Below are 21,030 nucleotides of genomic sequence, written 5' to 3' on the forward strand. Positions count from 1 at the left end.
GCGCGAGCGACGCGCGACACGCGGCTCGAAAGCAAAACTGAATGGTGACGAATCATGTCCGAAAGTCCGATTGATCCTCATGCGCACCATCACGCGCATTGTTTGCCGTTCGGCGCGCAGTTGGTAGGCGCGGCGGGGGCGAAGCCGCGCACTCGGTTTCGCTTCTGGGCGCCTTCCTGTCAACACGTCCAGGTGGAAATCGAAAACGGCCCCGCTCAAGGCGCGCACGATATGACGCCCACCGGCAACGGCTGGTTCGAAGCAAGCGTCGACGGCGGCGCGGGCACGCTTTACCGCTTCCGGCTGGATGGCGAGCACGCGGTGCCCGATCCGGCGTCGCGTTTTCAGCCGCAAGACGTGCATGGGCCGAGCGAAGTCATCGATCCGCGCGCCTACCGTTGGGAACATACGAACTGGCACGGCCGGCCTTGGGAAGAAACGGTGTTGTACGAGTTGCACGTCGGCGCGATGGGCGGTTATGCGGGCGTGCAGAAGCGGCTGCCGGAACTCGCCGCGCTCGGCGTCACCGCCATCGAATTGATGCCGTTGAACGACTTTCCCGGCAAGCACAACTGGGGCTATGACGGCGTGTTGCCGTATGCGCCCGATTCCGCTTACGGCCGCCCCGAAGAACTGAAGGCGTTGATCGACACCGCGCATGGCCTCGGCCTGATGGTGTTTCTCGACGTGGTCTACAACCACTTCGGCCCGGACGGCAACTATCTGCATGAATACGCCCGCTCGTTTTTCCGTGAAGGCACGCACACGCCGTGGGGCCCCGCGATCGACTTCGAGCGCAACGAAGTGAGCGACTTCTTCACGGATAACGCCGTCTACTGGATCAACGAATATCGGCTCGACGGCCTGCGTTTCGACGCGGTGCACGCCATCGACAACCACACCTGGCTGCGCGAATTGTCCGACCATATCCGCGCCAAGGTGCAGCATGGCCGGCACGTGCATCTGGTGCTGGAAAACGAGCACAACAGCGCGAGCCTGCTCGAAACGCATTTCGACGCGCAATGGAACGACGACGCGCACAACACGCTGCACGTTCTGCTGACCGGCGAAACCGAAGGTTATTACCACGCGTACGAAGATCAGCCGATCCAGCGTCTTGCGCGCGTGCTGTCGGAAGGCTTCGCGTATCAGGGCGACCCGTCGCCGATTCACGACGGCAAGCCGCGCGGCGAAGCAAGCGGTCATTTGCCGCCCACTTCGTTCGTGATGTTTTTGCAGAACCACGATCAGATCGGCAACCGCGCATTCGGCGAGCGCCTGCGCAAACTGACCTCGGACGACGCATTGCGCGCCGCCACCGGCCTGCTGCTGCTGTCGCCGCAAATCCCGCTGCTTTTCATGGACGAGGAATACGGCTCCACGCAGCCGTTCCTGTTCTTCACCGACTACACCGGCGATCTCGCCGACGCGGTCCGCGAAGGACGGCGCCGCGAATTCGCGCGCTTTTCCTCGTTCAGCGACGAGAAACGCCGCGCCCAGATTCCCGATCCAAACGACGTGAAGACGTTTGCGGCCTCATCGCCGCCGGCGTCGCACGAAGCAGCGAAGCGCGACAGCGATGAAGCAAAAGACCGGCTCGACTGGATGCATTTCTATAAATCCGCGCTGGCGGTGCGCGCCAAGTTGATCACCCCGCGTCTGCAGCATAGCAAGTCGTGCGGCGTAACCGTGCTGACCGCGGCGAACGGCGGCGACGCCAATGCGCTGATCGCGCGCTGGAAACTCTGCGATGGGGAGACGTTGTCGGTCGCGCTGAATCTCTCGAAAGAGAGCGTGGCGTGCACTGAGATTCCCGCCGGCAAAGTGATTTTCGAAACGCCGCCGCGCGTGCGCGAACAGGTCGAGGTCAAGGTTTTGCCGCCCTACGCATTCGTCGCATGGCTGACCGGCGACGTCTGCGGCTACGCCATCGGCCACGATGCTCGCATCGCGGGACAACAGGAGCGCCACGCGTGACTACCCGACGCAATCACGACACGATCGTCACTCTTGCCTCGCGCGCCGGCTTCGAGGTGGAGTGGCAGGATGCGCACCATACGACGCAGCATGTGCCTGAAAGCACACTCGCCGCCCTGCTCGCGCGGATGGGTTTGCCGTGCGGCAACGCCACGGAAATCCGCCACAGCGCCGCCGCATTGGAAGCCGAATTGTCAGGCCGCAAACTGCCGCCGCTGATGACCGCGGAAGTCGGACGCGGCATCGCCTTGCCCATTGCGGCGATCAAATCCGGCAGCCACTATCGGATCGAACTGGAAAGCGGCTCGATCATCGACGGCCGGTTTACGGCGCCCAAAGGCGAAGAAGCCCTGCTCGCACCCATCGACGAAGCCGGCTATCACACGCTCGTAATCCACGAACAACGCATCACGCTGGCCGTGGCGCCGCCGCGCTGCTATACGGTCGCCGACGCCTGGCGCACGTTGCATAACGACGCAAGCGGCGACGACACGCCCGCGCCGCCGCTCTGGGGCATCGCCGCGCAGTTGTACGGCTTGCGCCGCACCGGCGACGGCGGCATCGGCGACTATTCGGCGCTCGCGCAAATCGCCGTGGAAAGCGCGAAGCGTGGCGCGCACGCGCTCGCCGTCAGTCCGACCCATGCGATGTTCAGCGCGGAGCCGGAGCGCTTCAGTCCGTACTCGCCGTCGTCGCGTTTGTGGTTGAACGTCACGCACATCGATCCCGCCGCCGTGTTCGGCGCGGATGCGGCGCATGCCGCGCTCGAAGCTGCCCAGGCTAGCGATGCATGGTCGAAACTCGAACGCTTGCCGCTGATCGACTGGCCGAACGCGGTCGTGCTGAAGCTGAAGGTTTTGCGCGCGCTATACGAGCAATTCTGCGAACACGAGCGCGCGCAACAGACGCCACGCGCGCTGGAGTTTCACGGCTTCTGCGAACGCGCCGGGCGCGCGCTCGAAGATCACGCGCGCTTCGAAGCGTTGCAGGCGGCGCAACTCTCGCAAGAAGGTGGCAACGGACATTGGCGCAACTGGCCCGAGGCATTGCGCGATCCGCGTAGCCCGGAAGTCGAAGCCTTCGCCGAGGCCAACCGTCACGAGGTCGATTTCCATCTGTTCCTGCAATGGCTGGCCGCCAAGGGTTTGTCGCATGCGCAACACGTCGCGCACGACGCCGGCATGGCCGTCGGCCTGATCGCCGATCTCGCGGTGGGATGCGATAGCGCCGGCAGTCACGCATGGTCGTATCGCGACGACATGCTGCAGGGCGTGTCGGTCGGCGCGCCCCCGGACCTGTTCAACCAGGCCGGTCAGGCGTGGGGACTCACCACGTTTTCGCCGCGTGCAATGCGCACCCAAGGCTTCTCCGCATTCATCGACATGTTGCGCGCGGCGTTCGCGCATGCCGGCGGCATCCGCATCGATCACATTCTCGGCTTGCGGCGGCTGTGGCTCGTGCCGGAAGGCGAAAGCGCGCGTAACGGCGCTTATTTGCGCTATCCGCTCGAAGACCTGCTGCGCCTGATCGCGCTCGAATCGTGGCGGCATCGCGCGATCGTGATCGGCGAAGATCTCGGCACGGTGCCACCAGGCTTTCGCGAGCGGCTCGAAGAGCACGGCATCGCCGGCATTCGCGTGCTGTGGTTCGAGGGCGCGCACGACGGCAAAGGATTCAAGCCGCCGTCCGACTGGGACCGCAATGCGGTCGGCACCACGACCACGCACGATCTGCCGACGGTCGCCGGCTGGTGGCGCGGCAGCGACATCACCTGGCGCAACAAGATCGGCCAGACGATGGCGCGCGCCGACGGCCGCGATCCTGAGGAAGCCGCTCAGGAAGAGCGCGCGAAGGATCGCGCCGAGTTGTGGCGAGCTTTCCAGCTAGCGGGCGTGGCCGCGCCCGATGTGCCCGCGCCGCCGCCCGACAGCGCGCCCGTGGACGAAGCGCTCGCCTTCGTCGCCGCAACGCCCGGCCCGCTGGTGACGTTTCCGCTCGAGGATTTGCTCGCGCAAGTCGAGCAGCCGAATCTGCCCGGCTCGATCGACGAGCATCCGAACTGGCGCCGCCGTGTAAGCGTGCCGATCGATGAACTGTTCGATGACGACACGTTCTGTGACCGGCTGCTCGCGGTGGATCGCGCGCGCCGCGCCGCGACCGCCCCGCTTCCTTCCGCCAACGCTTCTTCGGAGCCTGATACGCCATGACCGTCCCGCGCTCCACGCTACGCCTCCAGTTCCATCGAGGCTTTACCTTCGACGATGCCGCGAAGCACGTCGACTACTTCGCCGCGCTCGGCATCAGCCACGTGTACGCGTCGCCCATCACCACGGCCGAGCCGGGCTCGATGCACGGCTACGACACCGTCGACTACACCCAGGTCAGCGCCGAATGCGGCGGCGAGGCGGGTTTGAAGCGCCTCGTCGACAAATTGCGCGCGCACAACATGGGGCTGATCATCGACACGGTGCCGAACCACATGGGCGTCGGCGGATCGAGCAACGCGTGGTGGCTCGATATTCTCGAATGGGGCCGTCACAGCGCCTACGCGCGTCATTTCGACGTCGACTGGCATTCGCCGGATCCCGCTTTGCGCGGCAAAGTGCTGCTGCCTACGCTCGGCGCTGCGTACGGTGAAGAACTCGCGGCAGGCCGCATCGCGCTGCATTTCGCGGCCGACATTGGGCGCTTTTATATCGGCTACGGTCCGCACGTCTTCCCGGTATGCCCGACCGATTACGCGTCGATCCTGCAAAGCGCCGACCGCGCCGATCTCAACGCGCTCGCCGAACGCTTCCACGGACTCACCACGCAGCCCACCGATCATCCGCGCGCCGCCGAAGGCCGCGACATGCTGCGCGAATTCGTCGCGCAAAACGGTGACTCGGCGATCGAGATCGCGCTGCAGGCGTATTCTCCGGACGACCCGGTGACGCGTGACCGGCTGCATCGGCTGATCGAGCGGCAACACTTCCGCCTGGCGTGGTGGCGCACCGCGTCGGACGAAGTGAACTGGCGTCGTTTCTTCGACATATCTACGCTTGCCGGTGTGCGCGTGGAGCGGCCCGAAGTGTTCGAGGCCGTGCATGCGCTGCCTTTCCGTCTTTATCAGGAAGGCGTGGTGGACGGCTTGCGGATCGACCACGTCGACGGGCTCGCCGAGCCGCGTGAATACTGCCAGCGTTTGCGGCAGCGTCTAACGGAACTGCGCGACACCGCGCCGTATGTGGTGGTCGAAAAAATTCTCGGACGCGGCGAACCGCTGCGCGACGATTGGCCGGTAGACGGCACGACCGGCTACGATTTCATGAGCGACGTGGGCGCGCTGCTGCACGATCCGGCCGGCGCCGAACCGCTCGCGCAAACGTGGACGGAACTGACCGGCCGCAGCCCGCGCTTTGCCGACGAGGCGCTGGTTGCGCGCCGCAAGATTCTCGCGGAAAACCTCTCCGCGGAACTCGACCGCGCGGCGCGCGCGTTGCATCGCATCGCACGCGATTCGCTGGCCACGCGCGACTTCACGTTCACCACGCTGCGGCGTGTGCTGACCGAATTGGTCGTGCATTTTCCGGTGTATCGAATCTATCCGCAGAACGGTCTGCGCAGCGCGGCGGATAACGTCTATTTCGACCAGGCTTTGGAGGGCGCAAGACAAACGCTTTCGCGCGCGGATCTCGTCGCGCTCGAGCGCGTGAACGCGTGGCTCGGCGGTAGCGCCGAAGAGGCGCCGCCCGGCCGCAGCGGCACACCCCAGCAAGGCCAGAACGGAGCGCCGGCGAGCCATGCCGGTTCCGCGCGACGCACAGCGCAAACGCTGTTCTCGCAGTTGACCGCGCCGGTCGCCGCGAAGGCCGTCGAGGATACGGCGTGCTATCGCTATGGCCGGCTGTTGTCGCGCAACGAGGTCGGCTCGGACCCGGGCGAGTTCGCGTTGTCGGTCGAAGCGTTTCATGCAGCGAATCTGGAGCGCTCCCAGCGCTTTCCTCATGCGATGCTTGCGACCGCGACGCATGATCACAAACGTGGCGAAGACGTGCGCGCACGGCTCGCCGTGTTGAGCGAGATCGCGCGCGACTGGAGCGCGACGTTGCGCGCATGGTCCACATTGAACGCGCCGAATCGTCGGGCGCTGGATGGCAAATCCGTTAGCAGCGTCGGCCAGGACACGAGCTACGACTGGGCACCCGGCCCCGCCGCCGAAGCGATGCTCTATCAAACGCTGGTGGGCTGCTGGCCACCCGATCTTCAACCCGACGACGAAGCCGGCGTGAAGGAATTGGCCGAGCGCGTCGCGCAATGGCAGTTGAAGGCGTTGCGCGAAGCCAAGCTGCAAACCAACTGGCTCGCGCCCGACGAAGCGTACGAGGCCGCCTGTCGCGATTTCCTGTTCGACATCCTCGCGCCGCAACGGCGTGACGGTTTCCTGAAAGAGTTGTCTGCGTTCGTGGCGCGAATCGGGCGCGCCGGTGCACTCAACAGTTTGCAGCAGACGGTTCTGCGGCTGGCATCGCCTGGGATTCCCGATCTTTATCAGGGCACCGAGTTGTGGGACTTCAGTCTGGTCGATCCGGACAATCGCCGGCCCGTCGATTTCGCCAAACGCGAGGCATGGCTCGTGCAAACACCGCCGTCGGAATTTCTGCCAGGCTGGCGCGACGGACGTGTGAAGCTCGCGGTGGTGCAGCGCGTGCTCGCGTTGCGAGCGCATTTGCCGGAGTTGCTGAGTCAGGGCGAATATCTGCCGCTCACGGTGCGCGGTAAGCACGCGTCGAGTGTGATCGCGTTTGCACGGCGGCATGGCAATGCGTGGGCCGTGGTGGTGGCGAGCCGGCTCGCGGCCGGATTGCTCGGCGAGGAAGGCGACTTGCCAATGGTCGATCCGGCCAAATGGGGAGACACCGCGCTGGAGATGCCGGCGGATTTATCCGCGAGAGCGCTGTTCGACTGGTTGAGTCCCGCCGCGCCGAAGGTGGATGAGAACGGTCTGCTGTATCTGCGCGATGCGCTGGGTGCAATGCCGATCGCGGTGTTGGTGGAGGATGGCGTGCCGCGCGGTTGATTTTTTAGTTTTGTGGGTGAAGGCGGTTGGAGCTTAAGGGTTCTAACCGCTTTTTTTTCCCTAGTCGAATTGAGACATCGACATGCTGCGCTGCTCTGCTGTTCGACTTTCTCGAAGGCCAGGTCGATCGGGGCGATGAGGCGTGCACGCAGCACCAGTTGCGGCATCTGCAACTGACGCACTATTGCGTGAATGAACTCGGCGATATCCAGACCGAGCCGCCGGTGCACGGCGGCCTGACCGATACCGGCGTGCAAGTGAGACGCCGCTGCAATGCATTGGGGATCGTCGTCGATGTCGCGCACGGCACGTACGATCTGGTCAAGCGCGCGGCGGACACGTCGACCAGGCGGCCACGCAGCTTGATCGAGGCTAGCGCCCCGCCGCCCAAAGCAGTGAAAGTCCAGACGACAACATCAAACCGTCGACGACCAGTTTGAAAGTCGATGGGCTCATCCGAACCACGATCGACCGCGCGGCAAACGAGCCGACCATCAATGCAGAGCCGGTGATCAAGCCGTCGATCACCACATGCAACGGCAATGCGCCGAAATGATTGAAGACCGCGACTTTGGCGGCATAAACGGTCAGAGAGCCCGCCGCCTCGGTTGCCAGAAAAGCGCCCTTCACAAGGCCATAAGACATGAACACGGGCACGGTGATCGGTCCGGTGGACACGACGATTCCGGTGAGAAAACCCACTACGCCGCCGATCAAGGAAAGCTGCCACAACGAGAACTTGATATCCCGGCGCGCGAGCCAGCGCCGTGTGGGCACCATCGCGACGAAGAACAGGCCCAACGCAATTTCGACCGCGTGCGGCGGCAACGCAAGCAGCGTTCGCACACCCAGCGCCGCGCCCGGCACGGCCGTGACGCAGTAGGCGCCGCATGCGCGCCAGTCGATCTCGCGCCACCACGCGAGGACCTTGCCGAAGTTGCCCATGATCGCGGCAATCGCCATGATCGGCACCGCTTGTTGCGGACCGAACAGCATCACGAGCACGGGCATTAGCATCATCGACGAGCCGGTGCCGACAACGCCGCTCAACGTGCCGGCCAGCAATCCGACGCACAGCACCAACAGATATCCCATGTCGCCCTCAACGTGTGGACGACAATTCTACCTGTGGCGTGCCGCGGCGCTATCGCGGCTCAACCACCTTCGTCGTCGAAGGTTTTCGGATAAACCCGCACGAGCACGATACGCGGCCCTTTCATTTTCTTGACCACGACGTCGAAGCGATCGAACTCGACTCGCTGCCCTTCGCTGGGCAGATCGTTAAGCGCCTGAATCACGAGGCCGCCGACCGATTCGGCCTTGCCTTCGTCGATGTCGATCCCCAACGCGCGTTCCAGCGACACCACCGGCAAGCTGCCCTTGCCCATCAAGGTGCCGTCGTCCATGCGCGTCCAGTCGGCGTCGCCCTGACGGAACTCGTCGTGGATCTGGCCCACCAGCGCGCCGAGCAGATTGTCGAGCGTCAGGAAACCGATAGGCTTCTCCCGCTTGTGGCCGACCAGCGCGAAGTGCGGCGCGCCCTTGCGGAAGCGGCGAAACAATTCGAGCGCCGGCATTTCCGGCGTGACGTATTGCACGGGCCGCGCGTATTTGGAGAGATCCTCGAGTGTGCTGCCCGCATGGCGGGCCAGCAGCAAGTCCTTCAAATGGATCATGCCGGCCACGCGCTCGCCGGACGCATCTTCGAACAGCGGATAACGGCTGAAGCGATGCCGCGCCACCACCTGCATGTTGTCGCGCAACGGCAAATCGCGGCGCAAGCCGATCATCTCGTAGGCCGGACGCATGAGGTCCGACACGGTCATGCGCGAAAAATCGAGCGAGTGCGCGATCGTGTTCCACTCGTCCTGACTGTAGGCACCGTCGGCCGAACCCAGTTCCGTGGCGACGTTGGCGCGGCGGCCGCGCAGGATCAGCTTGAGTTCGTCAGTGGAGTAGTGCGAGTCGTGGCCGTGATCGGCGTCGAGCCCGGCGAGTTTAAGCACGGCGTTGGCGCTCGAATTGAGCACCCAGATTGCCGGATACATGGCCCAGTAAAAGCCGTAAAGCGGCGTGGCGGCCCAAAGCGAAACCTTTTCCGCCTCGCGAATGGCCAGCGACTTCGGCGCGAGTTCTCCCACGACGATGTGCAGGAAAGAAATGCACGAGAACGCGAAGAACAGCGAGATTCCGTGGATCAGCTTCTCCGATTCCACGCCGAGCAGGCTGAAGACCGGCGTGAGCAACTCCGCGAACGCGGGCTCGCCGATCCAGCCGAGCCCGAGCGACGCCAGTGTGATGCCGAGCTGGCAGGCGGACAGATAGGCGTCGAGACGCCCGTGCACCTTGGCCAGCAGACGCCCGCGCATGCCATGTTTGGCGGCAAGGCTTTGCACGCGCGTCTGCCGAAGTTTGACCAGACCGAATTCAGCGGCAACAAAGAAGCCGTTGAGGGCAACGAGAAACAACGCACCGATAAGGGCGACGACCTGGATCAAAGCGAAAAGCTCCGGCAACAAAAGTTGTCAGTATAGAGGGTGAAAGCTCGGTGAAATCTGAATCGCGCAAACGAAGTGGCTGAGCCGGACCGTTCACTTTGCCGCAGTTGCGCTCAATGGGATGCGAAGCGCGAGCGTGGCCATGTTGCCGCCGGCCGCGTCGCCGCCGGTTGCTTCGCCTTGCTCGAAACTGCCGCCGTGCGCTTCCGCGACGCGCTTGCACAACGCCAGCACCCACGCGATCCGTTTCGCTTCGCGCGGCTCGCAGGCCTGCTTGCGGGCAAACGCTTCGAGCACATGGGGCAAGGCGGGGTCCTGCAACGCAGTGCTGCTCGTGTCGTAGGCGAGACTGGCGTGCCATGCGCTCGTGTCGGCTTTCGTGTTCAGGACGACCGTGGTGCCCTGCGCGCTCGTTTCGACTGCGAACGTCAGCATCAGCCAAAGCGCCGCAGCGAGGCGCTCGCGGTCGCCGTTGAGTTGCTCGGTGGCGAGTTGCGAGTCGAGCGTGACCTCCACGCCGCGCGTGCGAGCGAGGCCCGAGCGGACTTCTTCCACCGTTTCATCGAGTAAGGGATGCAGCGGGAACGACGCATAGTTCAGCGCCAGCGATTTGGTTTCGGCGCGCGTAGCGTCGACGATCGTCTCGAGCAACTTGACCTGCTGATCCACGCCATTGCGAATGCCGATGACGGCGCGCTGCGAGTTAGGGTCGCTCGCGTCGAGCTTGCGCTCCAGCACGTAAGCCCAGCTATGAATGGCATTCAACGGACCACGCAGATCATGCGACACCAGCGACAGCACATGGTCACGCATGAACAGCGCGGCTTCCGCGCGCAGATGCGCGGTGCGTTCGGATACGGTGAAGCCGGAAGGGACTGGCTTTTCGCCGGCAATTCCGGTTGAAGACGTTGTCACGATCGAGCCCTCTCAGGCAGTTCACGATGATTGAAAGAAGCCCCATTATAGGCATGCCTTCCGGCGCGACCAGCCTGGCCGGACGGCCAACTGGTACGCAATCCGTGTGCCACGCGGCAATGCTCGGCATGCGGCGCCAACACGCCTACAATGTCGGTTTTTACGTTTTGACCTGAGGAGCGACATATGTCGACTGTGACTACCGAATCCGGCTTGAAGTACGAAGACGTTGTTGAAGGCACCGGCGCCGAAGCAGTAGCCGGCAAGACCGTCAGCGTGCATTACACCGGCTGGCTGACCGATGGCCAGAAGTTCGACTCGAGCAAAGACCGCAATGACCCGTTCGCATTCGTGCTGGGCGGCGGCATGGTCATCAAGGGCTGGGACGAAGGCGTGCAGGGCATGAAGGTCGGCGGCACGCGCAAGCTGACCATCCCGCCGCAACTCGGCTACGGCGTGCGCGGCGCGGGCGGCGTGATTCCGCCGAACGCTACGCTTGTGTTCGAAGTCGAATTGCTGGGCGTCTAAGTTTTTCGCCGTCCTGTCACTGCGCACCGTCGATGAGCCACGCCGCCGTTACCGCTCCTAGCGTTTCGCTGCGCCGCTACGGCACGATCGAAGCGTCGGACGTGCACGACTTTCACCAGGTCGTGCTCGGGCTCGACGGCGCGATGGTGATGGCGGTGGAAGGTATCGCGCAACGCATCGACGCCGGCTCCGCCTGGCTCATCCCGGCAGGCGCGCGACACGATTACGCGGGCGTCGGCGAAAACCGGCAGTTGGTGCTCGATTTACCGGCCGCATCGCTGGCCGTGCCGGAGCGCTTGTTCGACCGCGCGCGGGCCGTCTGCGTGGAGGGCTCGCTTGCGCAACTCGTGCATCGCATCGCGGCGCACGCGACCGGCGGCGCGCTCGGCGACGATCTCGACTCACGGCGTTTTCATTGGGACGCAGCCGCGCGCCTCGGCGCTGCGTTGGTGGCCGACGCGGGCATTGCGGTCGGCGCACCGGCAGCCGGCGCCGGTCTCGACTTTGCGCGTATCGACCGCTGGTTGCGCGCGCATTTGTCGGAGCCTTTGCGGATCGCCGACCTCGCCGCGCATTGCGGCTTCGGCATGCGGCGCTTTCATCAGCTTTTTATCGAGGCCTTCGGTGAGACGCCGCATCGCTATTTGCAGCGGCTGCGGCTCGATACGTCGCTCACGCTGCTCGCCGATCCGCGCCGTTCGCTGACCGATATCGCGTTGGATATCGGCTTCGGCGATCAAAGCGCGTACACACACGCGTTCACGCGGCGTTTCGGGCTGGCGCCCGGTCAGTGGCGCGCATTGCGCCACTGAGTTTTCACGCGCTGGGTTTCATTGCAGTGAGTCGCGCCGCGTTGGCTTTATTGCTTCGTTGCGCGAGCCGCTTGAACGGAACGGCCCGCTTGTCCTGCTTCACCCATTCGTTCAAGCCCTCGCTCGAACCTGCTTCGCTCAACCCGCCAGACCGCGCTCCAGATCGCCGCGAATATCGCCGGCGTTTTCCAGACCGACGGCAAGACGGATCAAGCCTTCGCTAATGCCCGCCGCCGCGCGCGCTTCCGGCGTCACGCGACCATGCGTGGTCGTAGCCGGATGCGTGATGGTGGTACGCGTATCGCCGAGGTTGCCGGTGATCGAGCAGATCTTCGTGTTGTCGATCACGCGCCAAGCATTCGCGCGCATCTGCTCCGGCGTGTCGCCCTTCAGTTCGAACGAGAGGATCGCGCCGCCCGCCTTCTGCTGACGCATGGCCAGCGCGTGCTGCGGATGCGATTCAAGCCCCGGATAGAACACGCGATTCACGGCCGGATGCGCTTCCAGCCAGCGCGCGATTTCGAGCGCATTCGCCGACTGCTTTTCAACGCGCAGCGACAGCGTTTCCATACCCTTGAGCAGCACCCATGCGTTGAACGCGGACAACGTCGGGCCGGCGCTGCGCACGAACGGGAACACCTTTTCCATGATGAACTGTTTCGAGCCGACCAGCGCGCCGCCGAGCACGCGACCCTGGCCGTCGAGGAACTTGGTGGCCGAATGCATCACGACGTCCGCGCCGAGCTTCAACGGCTGTTGCAAGGCCGGGCTGCAGAAACAGTTATCCACCACGAACAGTGCGTTGGACGCGTTGGCGATCTTGCTGATCGCTTCGATGTCGGCGACTTCGGTCAGCGGATTCGACGGCGTTTCGAGGAAGAACATCTTCGTCTCCGGACGCACGGCGTTTTTCCACGCGTCCAGATCGGTCGGATCGACGAACGTGGTCGTGATGCCGAACTTGCTGAAGATCTGCGAGAACATGCCGAGCGTCGAACCGAACAGCGCCTGCGAGCTGACCAGATGGTCGCCCGCCTGCAACGTCGACATCACCACCGACATGATCGCGGCCATGCCCGACGCCGTCGCCATGCAGGCTTCGCCGCCTTCGAGCGCGGCGAGACGATCCTGGAACATCGAGACGGTCGGGTTCGTGAAGCGCGAGTAGGTGTAGTTGTCTTCGGAATTCTTGAATTTTTCGGCCGCGTCGGCGGCGCTCTCGAACACGAAGCTCGAAGTCAGGAAAATCGCTTCCGAATGTTCGTTGAAGTCGCTGCGCACCGTGCCCGAGCGGACTGCCAGCGTGTCGAAGTTCAGGGAGTCGTCCATGTTGGTTCTGGTTTCCAATGTTCCATGGCTGCGTTCGGCCTCTGCGGCTCACGTGCGAGGTGAGCCGCAGAGGCCGAACGGCAGCAACAAAAAAGCCCGCTTTTGCGTCGGCATAAGCGGGCTTCATGTGCGGGGGAAAGCTGGAGCGGAGGTAGATGAATGCGGCTTTTCCACCATTCGCTTTAGCTGTTTCGGGTTGCCCCGCGTCCGCAAGCTGAGTTCAAATCGACGCAAGCCGTCATGCTAACACGCTCCCGGCGCGGCGTGCAGCGCGCCTTGCCGGGAGCGCTCGACTCGCGTTCGAACCGCGCTCAACCCACCGACAGTTGCAAATGCAGTTGCGAACGGGCCGGCGCGCCGCCGTCGATCGCATCGCTCGCGGCGTCGCGGTCCGATTGCGAGGACGGTGCGAGACGCGCAGTTTCGATGCGGTCCAGGTACTCGGTGGTCACGTCGCCGGTCACGTAGTTGCCGTCGAAACACGACGCTTCGAATTCCTTCAGCGCCGGATTGATGTCGCGCACCGCTTGCTTGAGCGCGTCGACGTCCTGATAGACGAGGTGGTCTGCGCCGATCATGCGCGCGACTTCGTCGTCCGAGCGGCCGTGGGCGACGAGTTCACCGCGCGTCGGCATGTCGATGCCGTAGACGTTCGGGAATTTCACCGGCGGCGCCGCCGAAGCGAAGATCACCTTGTTCGCGCCGGCATCGCGCGCCATCTGCACGATTTCGTGCGACGTAGTGCCGCGAACGATCGAGTCGTCGACGATCAGCACGTTCTTGCCCTTGAACTCGATGCCCATGGCGTTCAGCTTCTGGCGCACCGACTTCTTGCGCACAGCCTGGCCCGGCATGATGAAGGTGCGGCCGACGTAACGGTTCTTGAAGAAGCCTTCGCGATATTCCACGCCCAGCTTCTTCGCGACTTGCATCGCGGCCGGACGGGACGAATCGGGAATCGGCATGACAACGTCGATTGGAACGTCGGGCAGCTCGCGCTTGATCTTCTCGGCGAGGTAGTCACCCATGCGCAGACGCACGTTGTAGACGGGCACGCCGTCGAGCACCGAGTCCGGACGCGCCAGATATACGAGTTCGAAAATGCAGGGGTTCAGGCTCGGGTTTGTGGCGCATTGCTGCGAATGCAGATTGCCTTCGATGTCGATGAAAATCGCTTCGCCCGGCGCCACGTCGCGCACGAATTCGAAGCCAATACCTTCAATCGCCACCGACTCCGACGCCAGGATCCACTCGACGCCTTCAGCCGTTTCCTGCTTGCCGAGGCACAGCGGACGGATGCCGAACGGGTCACGGAAGCCCAAAAGGCCATAACCAGCGATCAGCGACACGATCGCGTACGACCCGCGCACCCGGCGATGCACGCCCGACACCGCCTTGAACAACGCAGCCGGATCGAGTTGCAGGCCGGAGCTGGAAAGCTGCAATTCGTGCGCGAGCACGTTGAGCATGACTTCCGTGTCGGAATTGGTATTGATGTGGCGGCGATCGATGCGGAACATCTCATCTTTCAGCTGCTGCCAGTTGGTCAGATTGCCGTTGTGCGCGAGGATGATGCCGAACGGCGCGTTCACATAGAACGGCTGGGCCTCTTCTTCGCTCGATGCGGAACCGGCAGTTGGGTAACGGACCTGGCCGATACCGGTCGTGCCGGGCAGGCTGCGCATGTTGCGCGTGCGGAACACGTCGCGCACCATGCCGTTGGCCTTGTGCATGTGGAAGTTGCTGCCGTTCGCTGTCGCGATGCCGGCGGCGTCCTGACCGCGGTGCTGCAGGAGCAGCAGGCTGTCATAGATCAGCTGATTGACCGGAGAGTGGGAAACTACGCCTACGATGCCGCACATGGCATGTCCTTCAAAGGTACGAAATTCGTCATGGCGGCCGCTGCCTGCGATGGTGTCCCGAAGTGACGTCTTTCGGGGCGTTCGCGAAGCTACGCGACCGAACGTAAAGGCAGCCGGTTTGCGCCGGTGTCCTGCTGCGTTTCCCTATCCGCTCGCCTGATCGTCACACTCGGACGTAAGCAGCCAGCGTCTCGGGAAGCAGCGGTTTCATTACGTGCACGCCCTCGACCGCATAGGGCCGAAGCAAGGCGTTGCGCCAGAATTCCTGTTGGGGCAGTTCGGTCAAGCCGGCGAGGGCGACCAGAATCAGCACCAGAATGACCCCGCGCACGAGGCCGAACATCAAACCGAGCGAGCGGTCCACGCCGCTCAATCCGGTTGCCTGCACGATGCGGCTCAAAAGGGCGTTCAACACGCTCGCCACCAGCACCACACCGACCACCACCAGCGCAAACGCCAGCAGCCATTGGGTCAACGCGCCGCCCGGCCAAGTGGACGGGATATACGGCACAACGTAACCGACGAAGCGGCAAGCAATGAAAAACGCCGCAATCCAGCCGATCAGCCCGAATATCTCCGACAAAAACCCGCGCCATGTGCCGCGCAGCGCCGACAAACCGATCACCGCCATTACAGCGTAGTCGAAGGCAGTGAACATCGCTCGCTTACTGTGCGGCGCCGCTGTTCGCGCCCGACGTCAAGCCGACCTCGCGAACCTTTGCGATGGCGGCACTTGCCGCTGCGCGATCCGCGAACGGGCCGGCACGCAGCAACGTGAGCGTGGAGCCGTCAGCCTGCTTTCGATGTTCGGTATATGCGGGCACACCCGCCGCTTTCAACTTGGCCGCCCAATTGCGCGCGTTGGCGTCGTTCGCGAAGGCGCCGAGCTGCACAGCGAAACGGCTGCCTGGCGGCGAGGCCGGCGTGCCGGAGTTCGCGTCTGCGCTGGCGGCTGTGGTCGTGTCATCGGAATTCGGGGCCTGCGCAGCCGGTGCGGTCGCGGCGTTATGGGTGACCGACGGTTTCGTCGCCGGTTTGGCGGGCGCTGCGGGCACCGATGGCGTAGTGTTCGCCGCCACGGACGGTGCTTGCGGTTTCGCTGCCGGCTTGGCCGCGGACGCCGCTGCGGTCGTCTCCGTACTCGATTGCTTCGTAGAGACGGACTGGCCTTGTCTGGCTGCCGTTGCCGGCGCAAGGCCGGATGCGGCGAGTGCCGCGTCTGGCGTTGCGGGGTTATCGGGTGCTACGCCGGCCTGCGTGTCTTCCTGCGCTTTGGCGAGCTTCGGCGCGGGACGGCTGGGAATGTCTATGGAGATGTCGTCTGTGACGGGCTTGGGGTGCGAGTCGAGCACCATCGGCAGAATCACGACCGCCGCCACGACCATCGCGATCGCGCCGACGAGGCGGCGACGCGCACGCTGCTTTTCCGGCAACGTAGGGTCGAGCAGCATCGCATCGGCGTCGACGGTGCGCTCCGTGCGGCGGGTTCGCCGCTCCACGCGCTCGCCACGGGCGGCCCGGGTGGAACTGGTGTTTGCGCCGCGCCGGGTGGGCGCGTCGTCTTTCTTGCCGAACGAGAAAATTCCCATGAATCGCTTGGTTCGAGCCTGGCGCCCGTTCAGTGTTGCTGCGATTTACGGTAGGCCATCACGCCGGCTACCGTATAGAAACTGCCGAAAACCACGATTCTATCATTCTCTGACGCTCGTTTTAGCGCGTCTTGGAAAGCCTCTGCCGGTGTGGCGTAGCGCGTCACACCGCTGTCGGCTCCCTCTTCCACGCCCTGCTCGCGCAAGGCCGCTTCAAGTTCTTCCGCCGACGCCGCCCGCGGCGTCGGCAAATCGGTCACGCACCAGTGATCGATTTCGCCTTTCAGGTTCGCCAATACGCTGGCGATGTCCTTGTCGCGCATCGCGCCGAACACCGCGTAGGTATAGGGGAAGAAACCCATGTTGCCGAGGTTTTGCGCCAGCACGGCGGCCGCGTGCGGATTGTGGCCGACATCCAGCACGATCGCCGGCTTGCCCGGCAGCACCTGGAAACGTCCGGGCAGTTCCACATTGGCAAGGCCGAGGCGGATGTCCTGCGCCGACACCGGCAGACGGTCACGCAGCGCTTCGAGTCCCGCCAGCGCCGCCGACGTGTTGATCAACTGGTTCGCGCCGCGCAGCGCCGGATAGGCCAGCGCCGAGCGCCGCATGGTCGGGCCGACGTAGCTCCATTGCTGACGCTCGCTGCCAGCCTGGCCTTCATAGCGGAAATCGCGGCCGAACAGCCACAATTCGGCACCAATTTTTTCCGCGTGATCGATCAGCGATTGCGGCGGAACCGGGTCCGCGCAGATCGCCGGCTTGCCGGGACGGAAAATGCCGGCTTTTTCGAAGCCGATTTTCTCGCGCGTGTCGCCGAGATATTCCGTGTGATCGATATCAATGCTGGTGATGATCGCGCAATCTGTATCGAGGATATTGACCGCGTCCAGACGGCCGCCCAGACCGACCTCGAAAATCACCGCGTCTAGTCCGCGCGCAGCGAACAGGCTCATGATCGCCAACGTCGTGAATTCGAAGTAGGTCAGCGTGACCGGTTCGGCGAGGCTCAGGCGCGCCGCTTCGACGGCTTCGAAGTGCGGCAGCAACTCCGCGTCGCTGGCCATTGCGCCGTTCACCCGCGCGCGCTCGTTGAACGACAGCAAATGCGGCGACGTATGGCAGCCGACCGTGAACCCGGCGCGCAGCAGAATGGATTCGAGAATCGCGCAAGTGGAACCCTTGCCGTTCGTGCCGCCGACCGTGATGACCGGACACGCAAACGACAACTGCATCGCGTCGCGCACCTGGCTGATGCGGGCCAGCCCCATGTCGATGCCGACCGGATGCGCGGATTCTAGGTGCGTGAGCCACGCGTCGAGGGTGGGGAATGTGGTCATCGGGCGAATCGCGAGTAAATCGATTGGGCAGTGTTGCGAATGGGCGCGGGGCGAAGCGACGGGCGCTGCGGCTGCGGCTGCGGCTGCGGCTGCGGCTGCGGCTGCGGCTGCGGCTGCGGCTGCGGCTGCGGCTGCGGCTGCGGCTGCGGCTGCGGCTGCGGCTGCGGCTGCGGCTGCGGCTGCGGCAGGAGTCTAGTCCGGCGGGCGCCGCTTTATGCGCGCAAACCACACGTGCCTGCGCTGGCCGCCGTCAGCAACCCTCGCCGCGTTGCGAGACCGTGATTATCCCGGAAATGACAGCGCGCCGCTTGATCACTCACGCGGCGCGCTATTTTTTGCTGCTTCTGACGGCCGCCGCGCCTGAAAAGCGTGGCGACAATTTACGCTGGTGCCCGCTTACGCGACTGCATCAGCCGGCTGATGGCTCAAAAGCGCCATCAATTGAGCCAGCTCTTCACGCAGCTTGCGACGGTCGACGATCATGTCGATCGCGCCCTTCGTCAACAGGAACTCGGCGCGCTGGAAGCCTTCCGGCAGCTTTTCACGAACGGTTTGTTCGATCACGCGCGGACCGGCAAAACCGATCAACGCCTTAGGCTCCGCGATCACCACGTCGCCGAGGAACGCGAAACTGGCCGACACGCCGCCCATGGTCGGGTCGGTCAGCACGGAGATGAACGGCAGCTTGGCTTCGGCGAGCTTGGTCAGCATGGCCGTGGTCTTCGCCATCTGCATCAGCGACAACAGGCTTTCCTGCATGCGCGCGCCGCCCGAAGCCGTGAAGCAGATGAACGGCACTTTCTGTTCGAGCGCATTCTGCGCGCCGCGCGCAAAGCGCTCGCCGACCACCGAACCCATCGAGCCGCCCATGAACGAGAACTCGAAGCAGGCCACCACTACTGGCAGCGTGTGGATTGCACCGCCCATGACGACCATCGCGTCGGTTTCGTCAGTGTCGTCCATCGCCTCTTTCAGGCGGTCCGGATACTTGCGGCTGTCTTTAAACTTGAGCGCGTCGACCGGAACGATTTCCTGGCCGATCTCATAGCGGCCTTCCGGATCGAGCAGACCGTCGAGCCGCTCACGCGCGCCAATGCGCATGTGATGGTCGCACTTCGGGCAAACATGCAGATTGGCCTCGACGTCGTTACGGTATAGCACCGCTTCACACGACGGGCACTTGATCCACAGCCCTTCCGGAATCCCCTTGCGGTTCTTCGGGTCGGTTTGTTTGATTTTCGGCGGCAGCAGTTTGTCGAGCCAGCTCATAGTGAATCCTTCTCGGGTCTACGATCGCGCAAACGGCGGGACAAGCCCGCCGCTCACACTACAGAAGACAAAAATAACTGTTATCGGGCAGTCGCGACGCTATCCAGCGCCTCGCGCACTTCGGCGACAAAGCGCGTCAGCGTCTCGGCAGCGGCTTCAGGCGCCGCCTGTTCGAGCAATTGCACGATACGGCTGCCGATCACGACGGCATCGGACACTTCGGCCACCGAACGCGCGGTTTGCGCGTCGCGGATACCGAAACCGACGCCCACCGGCAGGGGGACGCGCGACTTGATGGCCGGGATTTTACTCGCGATGCTGGAAACGTCCAGATTTGCCGCTCCGGTCACGCCTTTCAACGACACATAATAGACGTAGCCGCTGGCAATCTTGCCCACCTCGGCAATACGCTCGTCGGTAGACGTGGGCGCCAGCAGGAAAATCGGATCGATGCCAGCAGATTGCATCTGTTCAGCGAAGTTAGCACATTCTTCCGGCGGGTAGTCGACAACCAGCACACCATCCACGCCAGCTTCCTTCGCCGCCTTCGCGAAGGCTTCGGTACCCATGCGCTCGATTGGATTAGCGTAGCCCATCAGCACGACGGGCGTGGTGTCATTGGTCTCGCGGAAGCGCTTCACGTCGGCGATCACGTGGCGCAGCGACACGCCATGAGCCAACGCGCGTTCCGACGACTGCTGGATCACCGGACCATCGGCCATCGGATCGGAAAACGGCACGCCGAGTTCGATCACATCGGCGCCGCCGGCGGCGAGCGCATGCATGAATTCAACCGTACGCGCGGGGTCCGGGTCGCCGGCCGTCATGAACGGAATGAGTCCTTTCTTACCTTGGGCGGACAGCGCAGCAAACGTGTTCTTGATACGGGACATGGAATATTCTCGGATTTGGGTCACTGCGCAGCGTGCTCATCGCACGCCGCTCACTGCACTTCGGTCTGCCGTTGAGTTTTGGCTTTGACCCGACGCGCAACCGGCGGATTGGCTGCGGCGCTCACGCGTTCGCGCGCAATCGCGCAGTAACTTTCATTGATTTCATAGCCGACGAATTCGCGCTGCTGACGGGCGCAAGCGACCGCGGTGGTGCCGCTGCCCATGAAAGGGTCGAGCACGCGGCCGCCCTTCGGACAACTTGCCAGCACCATCCGCTCGACGATTTCCAGAGGCTTCTGGGTAGGGTGCGCGACGCGCTCGGCATGTTGCCGATGCAGCCGCGATACCGACCAGACATCCTTTGGATTATAGCCAACCTCGAGCCACTTACTGCCTTCGAACAATTTACGCGAACGCGCCTTCTTCGTGGCGGCATCGTACGGGATGCGGACGGGATCGAGATCGAAGAAATAATCCTTCGACACCGCGAAAAAGCCGATATTGTCGTGCACGGAAGTGAACCGGCGCACCGTTCCGCCCATGCTTGGCACACGTCGGTCCCAGATGATTTCGTTGATCATCGTGAGTTTTGTCTTCAGGAAGCTGAAGATTTCCGGCGCGTACTGCCAGGTGCAGAAAATGTAGAGCGAACCCGACGGCTTGAGCTTCGGAATAGCCAGTTCGAGCCAGCCACGCGTCCAGGCGAGAAAATCTTCGCCGGTGCGCATGTCGGAGTCGTTGCCATAATCCTTGCCAAGCCCGTAAGGCGGATCGCATACGATCAGATCGATCGATCCATCAGGGATGTTCGCTACATCGGTCAGAAAATCGCGGTTCAACAGCTGGATGCCGGCAGGCACCTGCGGTAACAGCGATGCAGGCGCCTCGGCCGCCGGGATATCGGCGACCGGCGTGGTTTCAATTGCCGGCTGCGGCTCGTCGAACTCGTCACGCATCGT

The 21,030-nt window shown here is 63.7% G+C and carries 17 protein-coding genes; 6 read left to right on the forward strand and 11 right to left on the reverse strand.

Translation table 11 applies throughout. The features are described 5' to 3' along the window. The first annotated feature begins 54 nt into the window (after positions 1-54). The 4 genes from treZ (at position 55) to BPHYT_RS39355 (ending at position 7,476) form a co-directional block, all read left to right on the forward strand. Positions 55-1,977, forward strand: coding sequence for a malto-oligosyltrehalose trehalohydrolase (gene treZ / locus BPHYT_RS33790; protein ID WP_012428617.1), 1,923 nt, complete (start codon positions 55-57; stop codon positions 1,975-1,977). Then, on the forward strand, positions 1,974-4,184 hold the full coding sequence (gene malQ / locus BPHYT_RS33795; RefSeq protein WP_012428618.1) for a 4-alpha-glucanotransferase: 2,211 nt from the start codon (positions 1,974-1,976) through the stop codon (positions 4,182-4,184). Before treZ ends, malQ begins: the two co-directional genes overlap by 4 nt. Continuing rightward, entirely contained in the window at positions 4,181-7,036 is a 2,856-nt protein-coding gene (gene treY, locus BPHYT_RS33800; RefSeq protein ID WP_012428619.1) for a malto-oligosyltrehalose synthase, read from the forward strand. Before malQ ends, treY begins: the two co-directional genes overlap by 4 nt. Before the next feature lie 158 nt (positions 7,037-7,194). After that, positions 7,195-7,476: a membrane dipeptidase gene (locus BPHYT_RS39355; RefSeq protein ID WP_274378471.1), complete on the forward strand. Its 282-nt coding sequence runs from the start codon at positions 7,195-7,197 to the stop codon at positions 7,474-7,476. Here BPHYT_RS39355 and BPHYT_RS33810 read toward each other — a convergent pair. From BPHYT_RS33810 to BPHYT_RS33820, 3 genes are all read right to left on the reverse strand, one after another. Continuing rightward, positions 7,409-8,131 (reverse strand): sulfite exporter TauE/SafE family protein, encoded by a 723-nt coding sequence (locus tag BPHYT_RS33810; protein ID WP_012428620.1) that lies wholly within the window; start codon positions 8,129-8,131, stop codon positions 7,409-7,411. The two genes, BPHYT_RS39355 and BPHYT_RS33810, sit on opposite strands and share 68 nt — an antisense overlap. Before the next feature lie 59 nt (positions 8,132-8,190). Further along, complete coding sequence (locus tag BPHYT_RS33815; protein ID WP_012428621.1) at positions 8,191-9,534, reverse strand: hemolysin family protein; 1,344 nt, start codon at positions 9,532-9,534, stop codon at positions 8,191-8,193. 93 nt (positions 9,535-9,627) lie between these two features. Then, positions 9,628-10,449, reverse strand: coding sequence for a sensor histidine kinase (locus tag BPHYT_RS33820; protein ID WP_012428622.1), 822 nt, complete (start codon positions 10,447-10,449; stop codon positions 9,628-9,630). A 186-nt stretch (positions 10,450-10,635) separates the two neighbouring features. Here BPHYT_RS33820 and BPHYT_RS33825 point away from each other — a divergent pair, with 186 nt between their 5' ends. Beyond that, the gene (locus tag BPHYT_RS33825; RefSeq protein ID WP_012428623.1) at positions 10,636-10,977 is read left to right on the forward strand and encodes an FKBP-type peptidyl-prolyl cis-trans isomerase; all 342 of its coding nucleotides are present in this window, start codon (positions 10,636-10,638) and stop codon (positions 10,975-10,977) included. Between the two features lie 32 nt (positions 10,978-11,009). Continuing rightward, a complete protein-coding gene (locus tag BPHYT_RS33830) occupies positions 11,010-11,789 on the forward strand; it encodes an AraC family transcriptional regulator (RefSeq protein ID WP_012428624.1) in 780 nt (259 codons plus the stop codon). Positions 11,790-11,927: 138 nt separating this feature from the next. On the opposite strand, the gene BPHYT_RS33835 is transcribed toward BPHYT_RS33830, so the two are convergent. From BPHYT_RS33835 to BPHYT_RS33870, 8 genes are all read right to left on the reverse strand, one after another. After that, complete coding sequence (locus BPHYT_RS33835; RefSeq protein WP_012428625.1) at positions 11,928-13,118, reverse strand: O-succinylhomoserine sulfhydrylase; 1,191 nt, start codon at positions 13,116-13,118, stop codon at positions 11,928-11,930. A gap of 311 nt (positions 13,119-13,429) precedes the next feature. Further along, entirely contained in the window at positions 13,430-14,980 is a 1,551-nt protein-coding gene (gene purF / locus BPHYT_RS33840; RefSeq protein ID WP_012428626.1) for an amidophosphoribosyltransferase, read from the reverse strand. A 163-nt stretch (positions 14,981-15,143) separates the two neighbouring features. Further along, positions 15,144-15,638 carry a CvpA family protein gene (locus BPHYT_RS33845; RefSeq protein ID WP_012428627.1) on the reverse strand — a complete coding sequence of 165 codons (495 nt, stop codon included), beginning with the start codon at positions 15,636-15,638 and terminating at the stop codon, positions 15,144-15,146. Between the two features lie 7 nt (positions 15,639-15,645). Further along, positions 15,646-16,569 carry an SPOR domain-containing protein gene (locus BPHYT_RS33850; RefSeq protein WP_012428628.1) on the reverse strand — a complete coding sequence of 308 codons (924 nt, stop codon included), beginning with the start codon at positions 16,567-16,569 and terminating at the stop codon, positions 15,646-15,648. A gap of 29 nt (positions 16,570-16,598) precedes the next feature. Continuing rightward, complete coding sequence (gene folC / locus BPHYT_RS33855) at positions 16,599-17,909, reverse strand: bifunctional tetrahydrofolate synthase/dihydrofolate synthase (protein ID WP_012428629.1); 1,311 nt, start codon at positions 17,907-17,909, stop codon at positions 16,599-16,601. A 396-nt stretch (positions 17,910-18,305) separates the two neighbouring features. After that, positions 18,306-19,178 carry an acetyl-CoA carboxylase, carboxyltransferase subunit beta gene (gene accD / locus BPHYT_RS33860; protein ID WP_012428630.1) on the reverse strand — a complete coding sequence of 291 codons (873 nt, stop codon included), beginning with the start codon at positions 19,176-19,178 and terminating at the stop codon, positions 18,306-18,308. 80 nt (positions 19,179-19,258) lie between these two features. Further along, a complete protein-coding gene (gene trpA / locus BPHYT_RS33865; RefSeq protein WP_012428631.1) occupies positions 19,259-20,071 on the reverse strand; it encodes a tryptophan synthase subunit alpha in 813 nt (270 codons plus the stop codon). Between the two features lie 50 nt (positions 20,072-20,121). Next, on the reverse strand, positions 20,122-21,027 hold the full coding sequence (locus tag BPHYT_RS33870) for a DNA-methyltransferase (protein WP_012428632.1): 906 nt from the start codon (positions 21,025-21,027) through the stop codon (positions 20,122-20,124). Positions 21,028-21,030 lie beyond the last annotated feature (3 nt).

The organism is Paraburkholderia phytofirmans PsJN, assembly GCF_000020125.1.
Classification (GTDB): Bacteria; Pseudomonadota; Gammaproteobacteria; order Burkholderiales; family Burkholderiaceae; genus Paraburkholderia; species Paraburkholderia phytofirmans.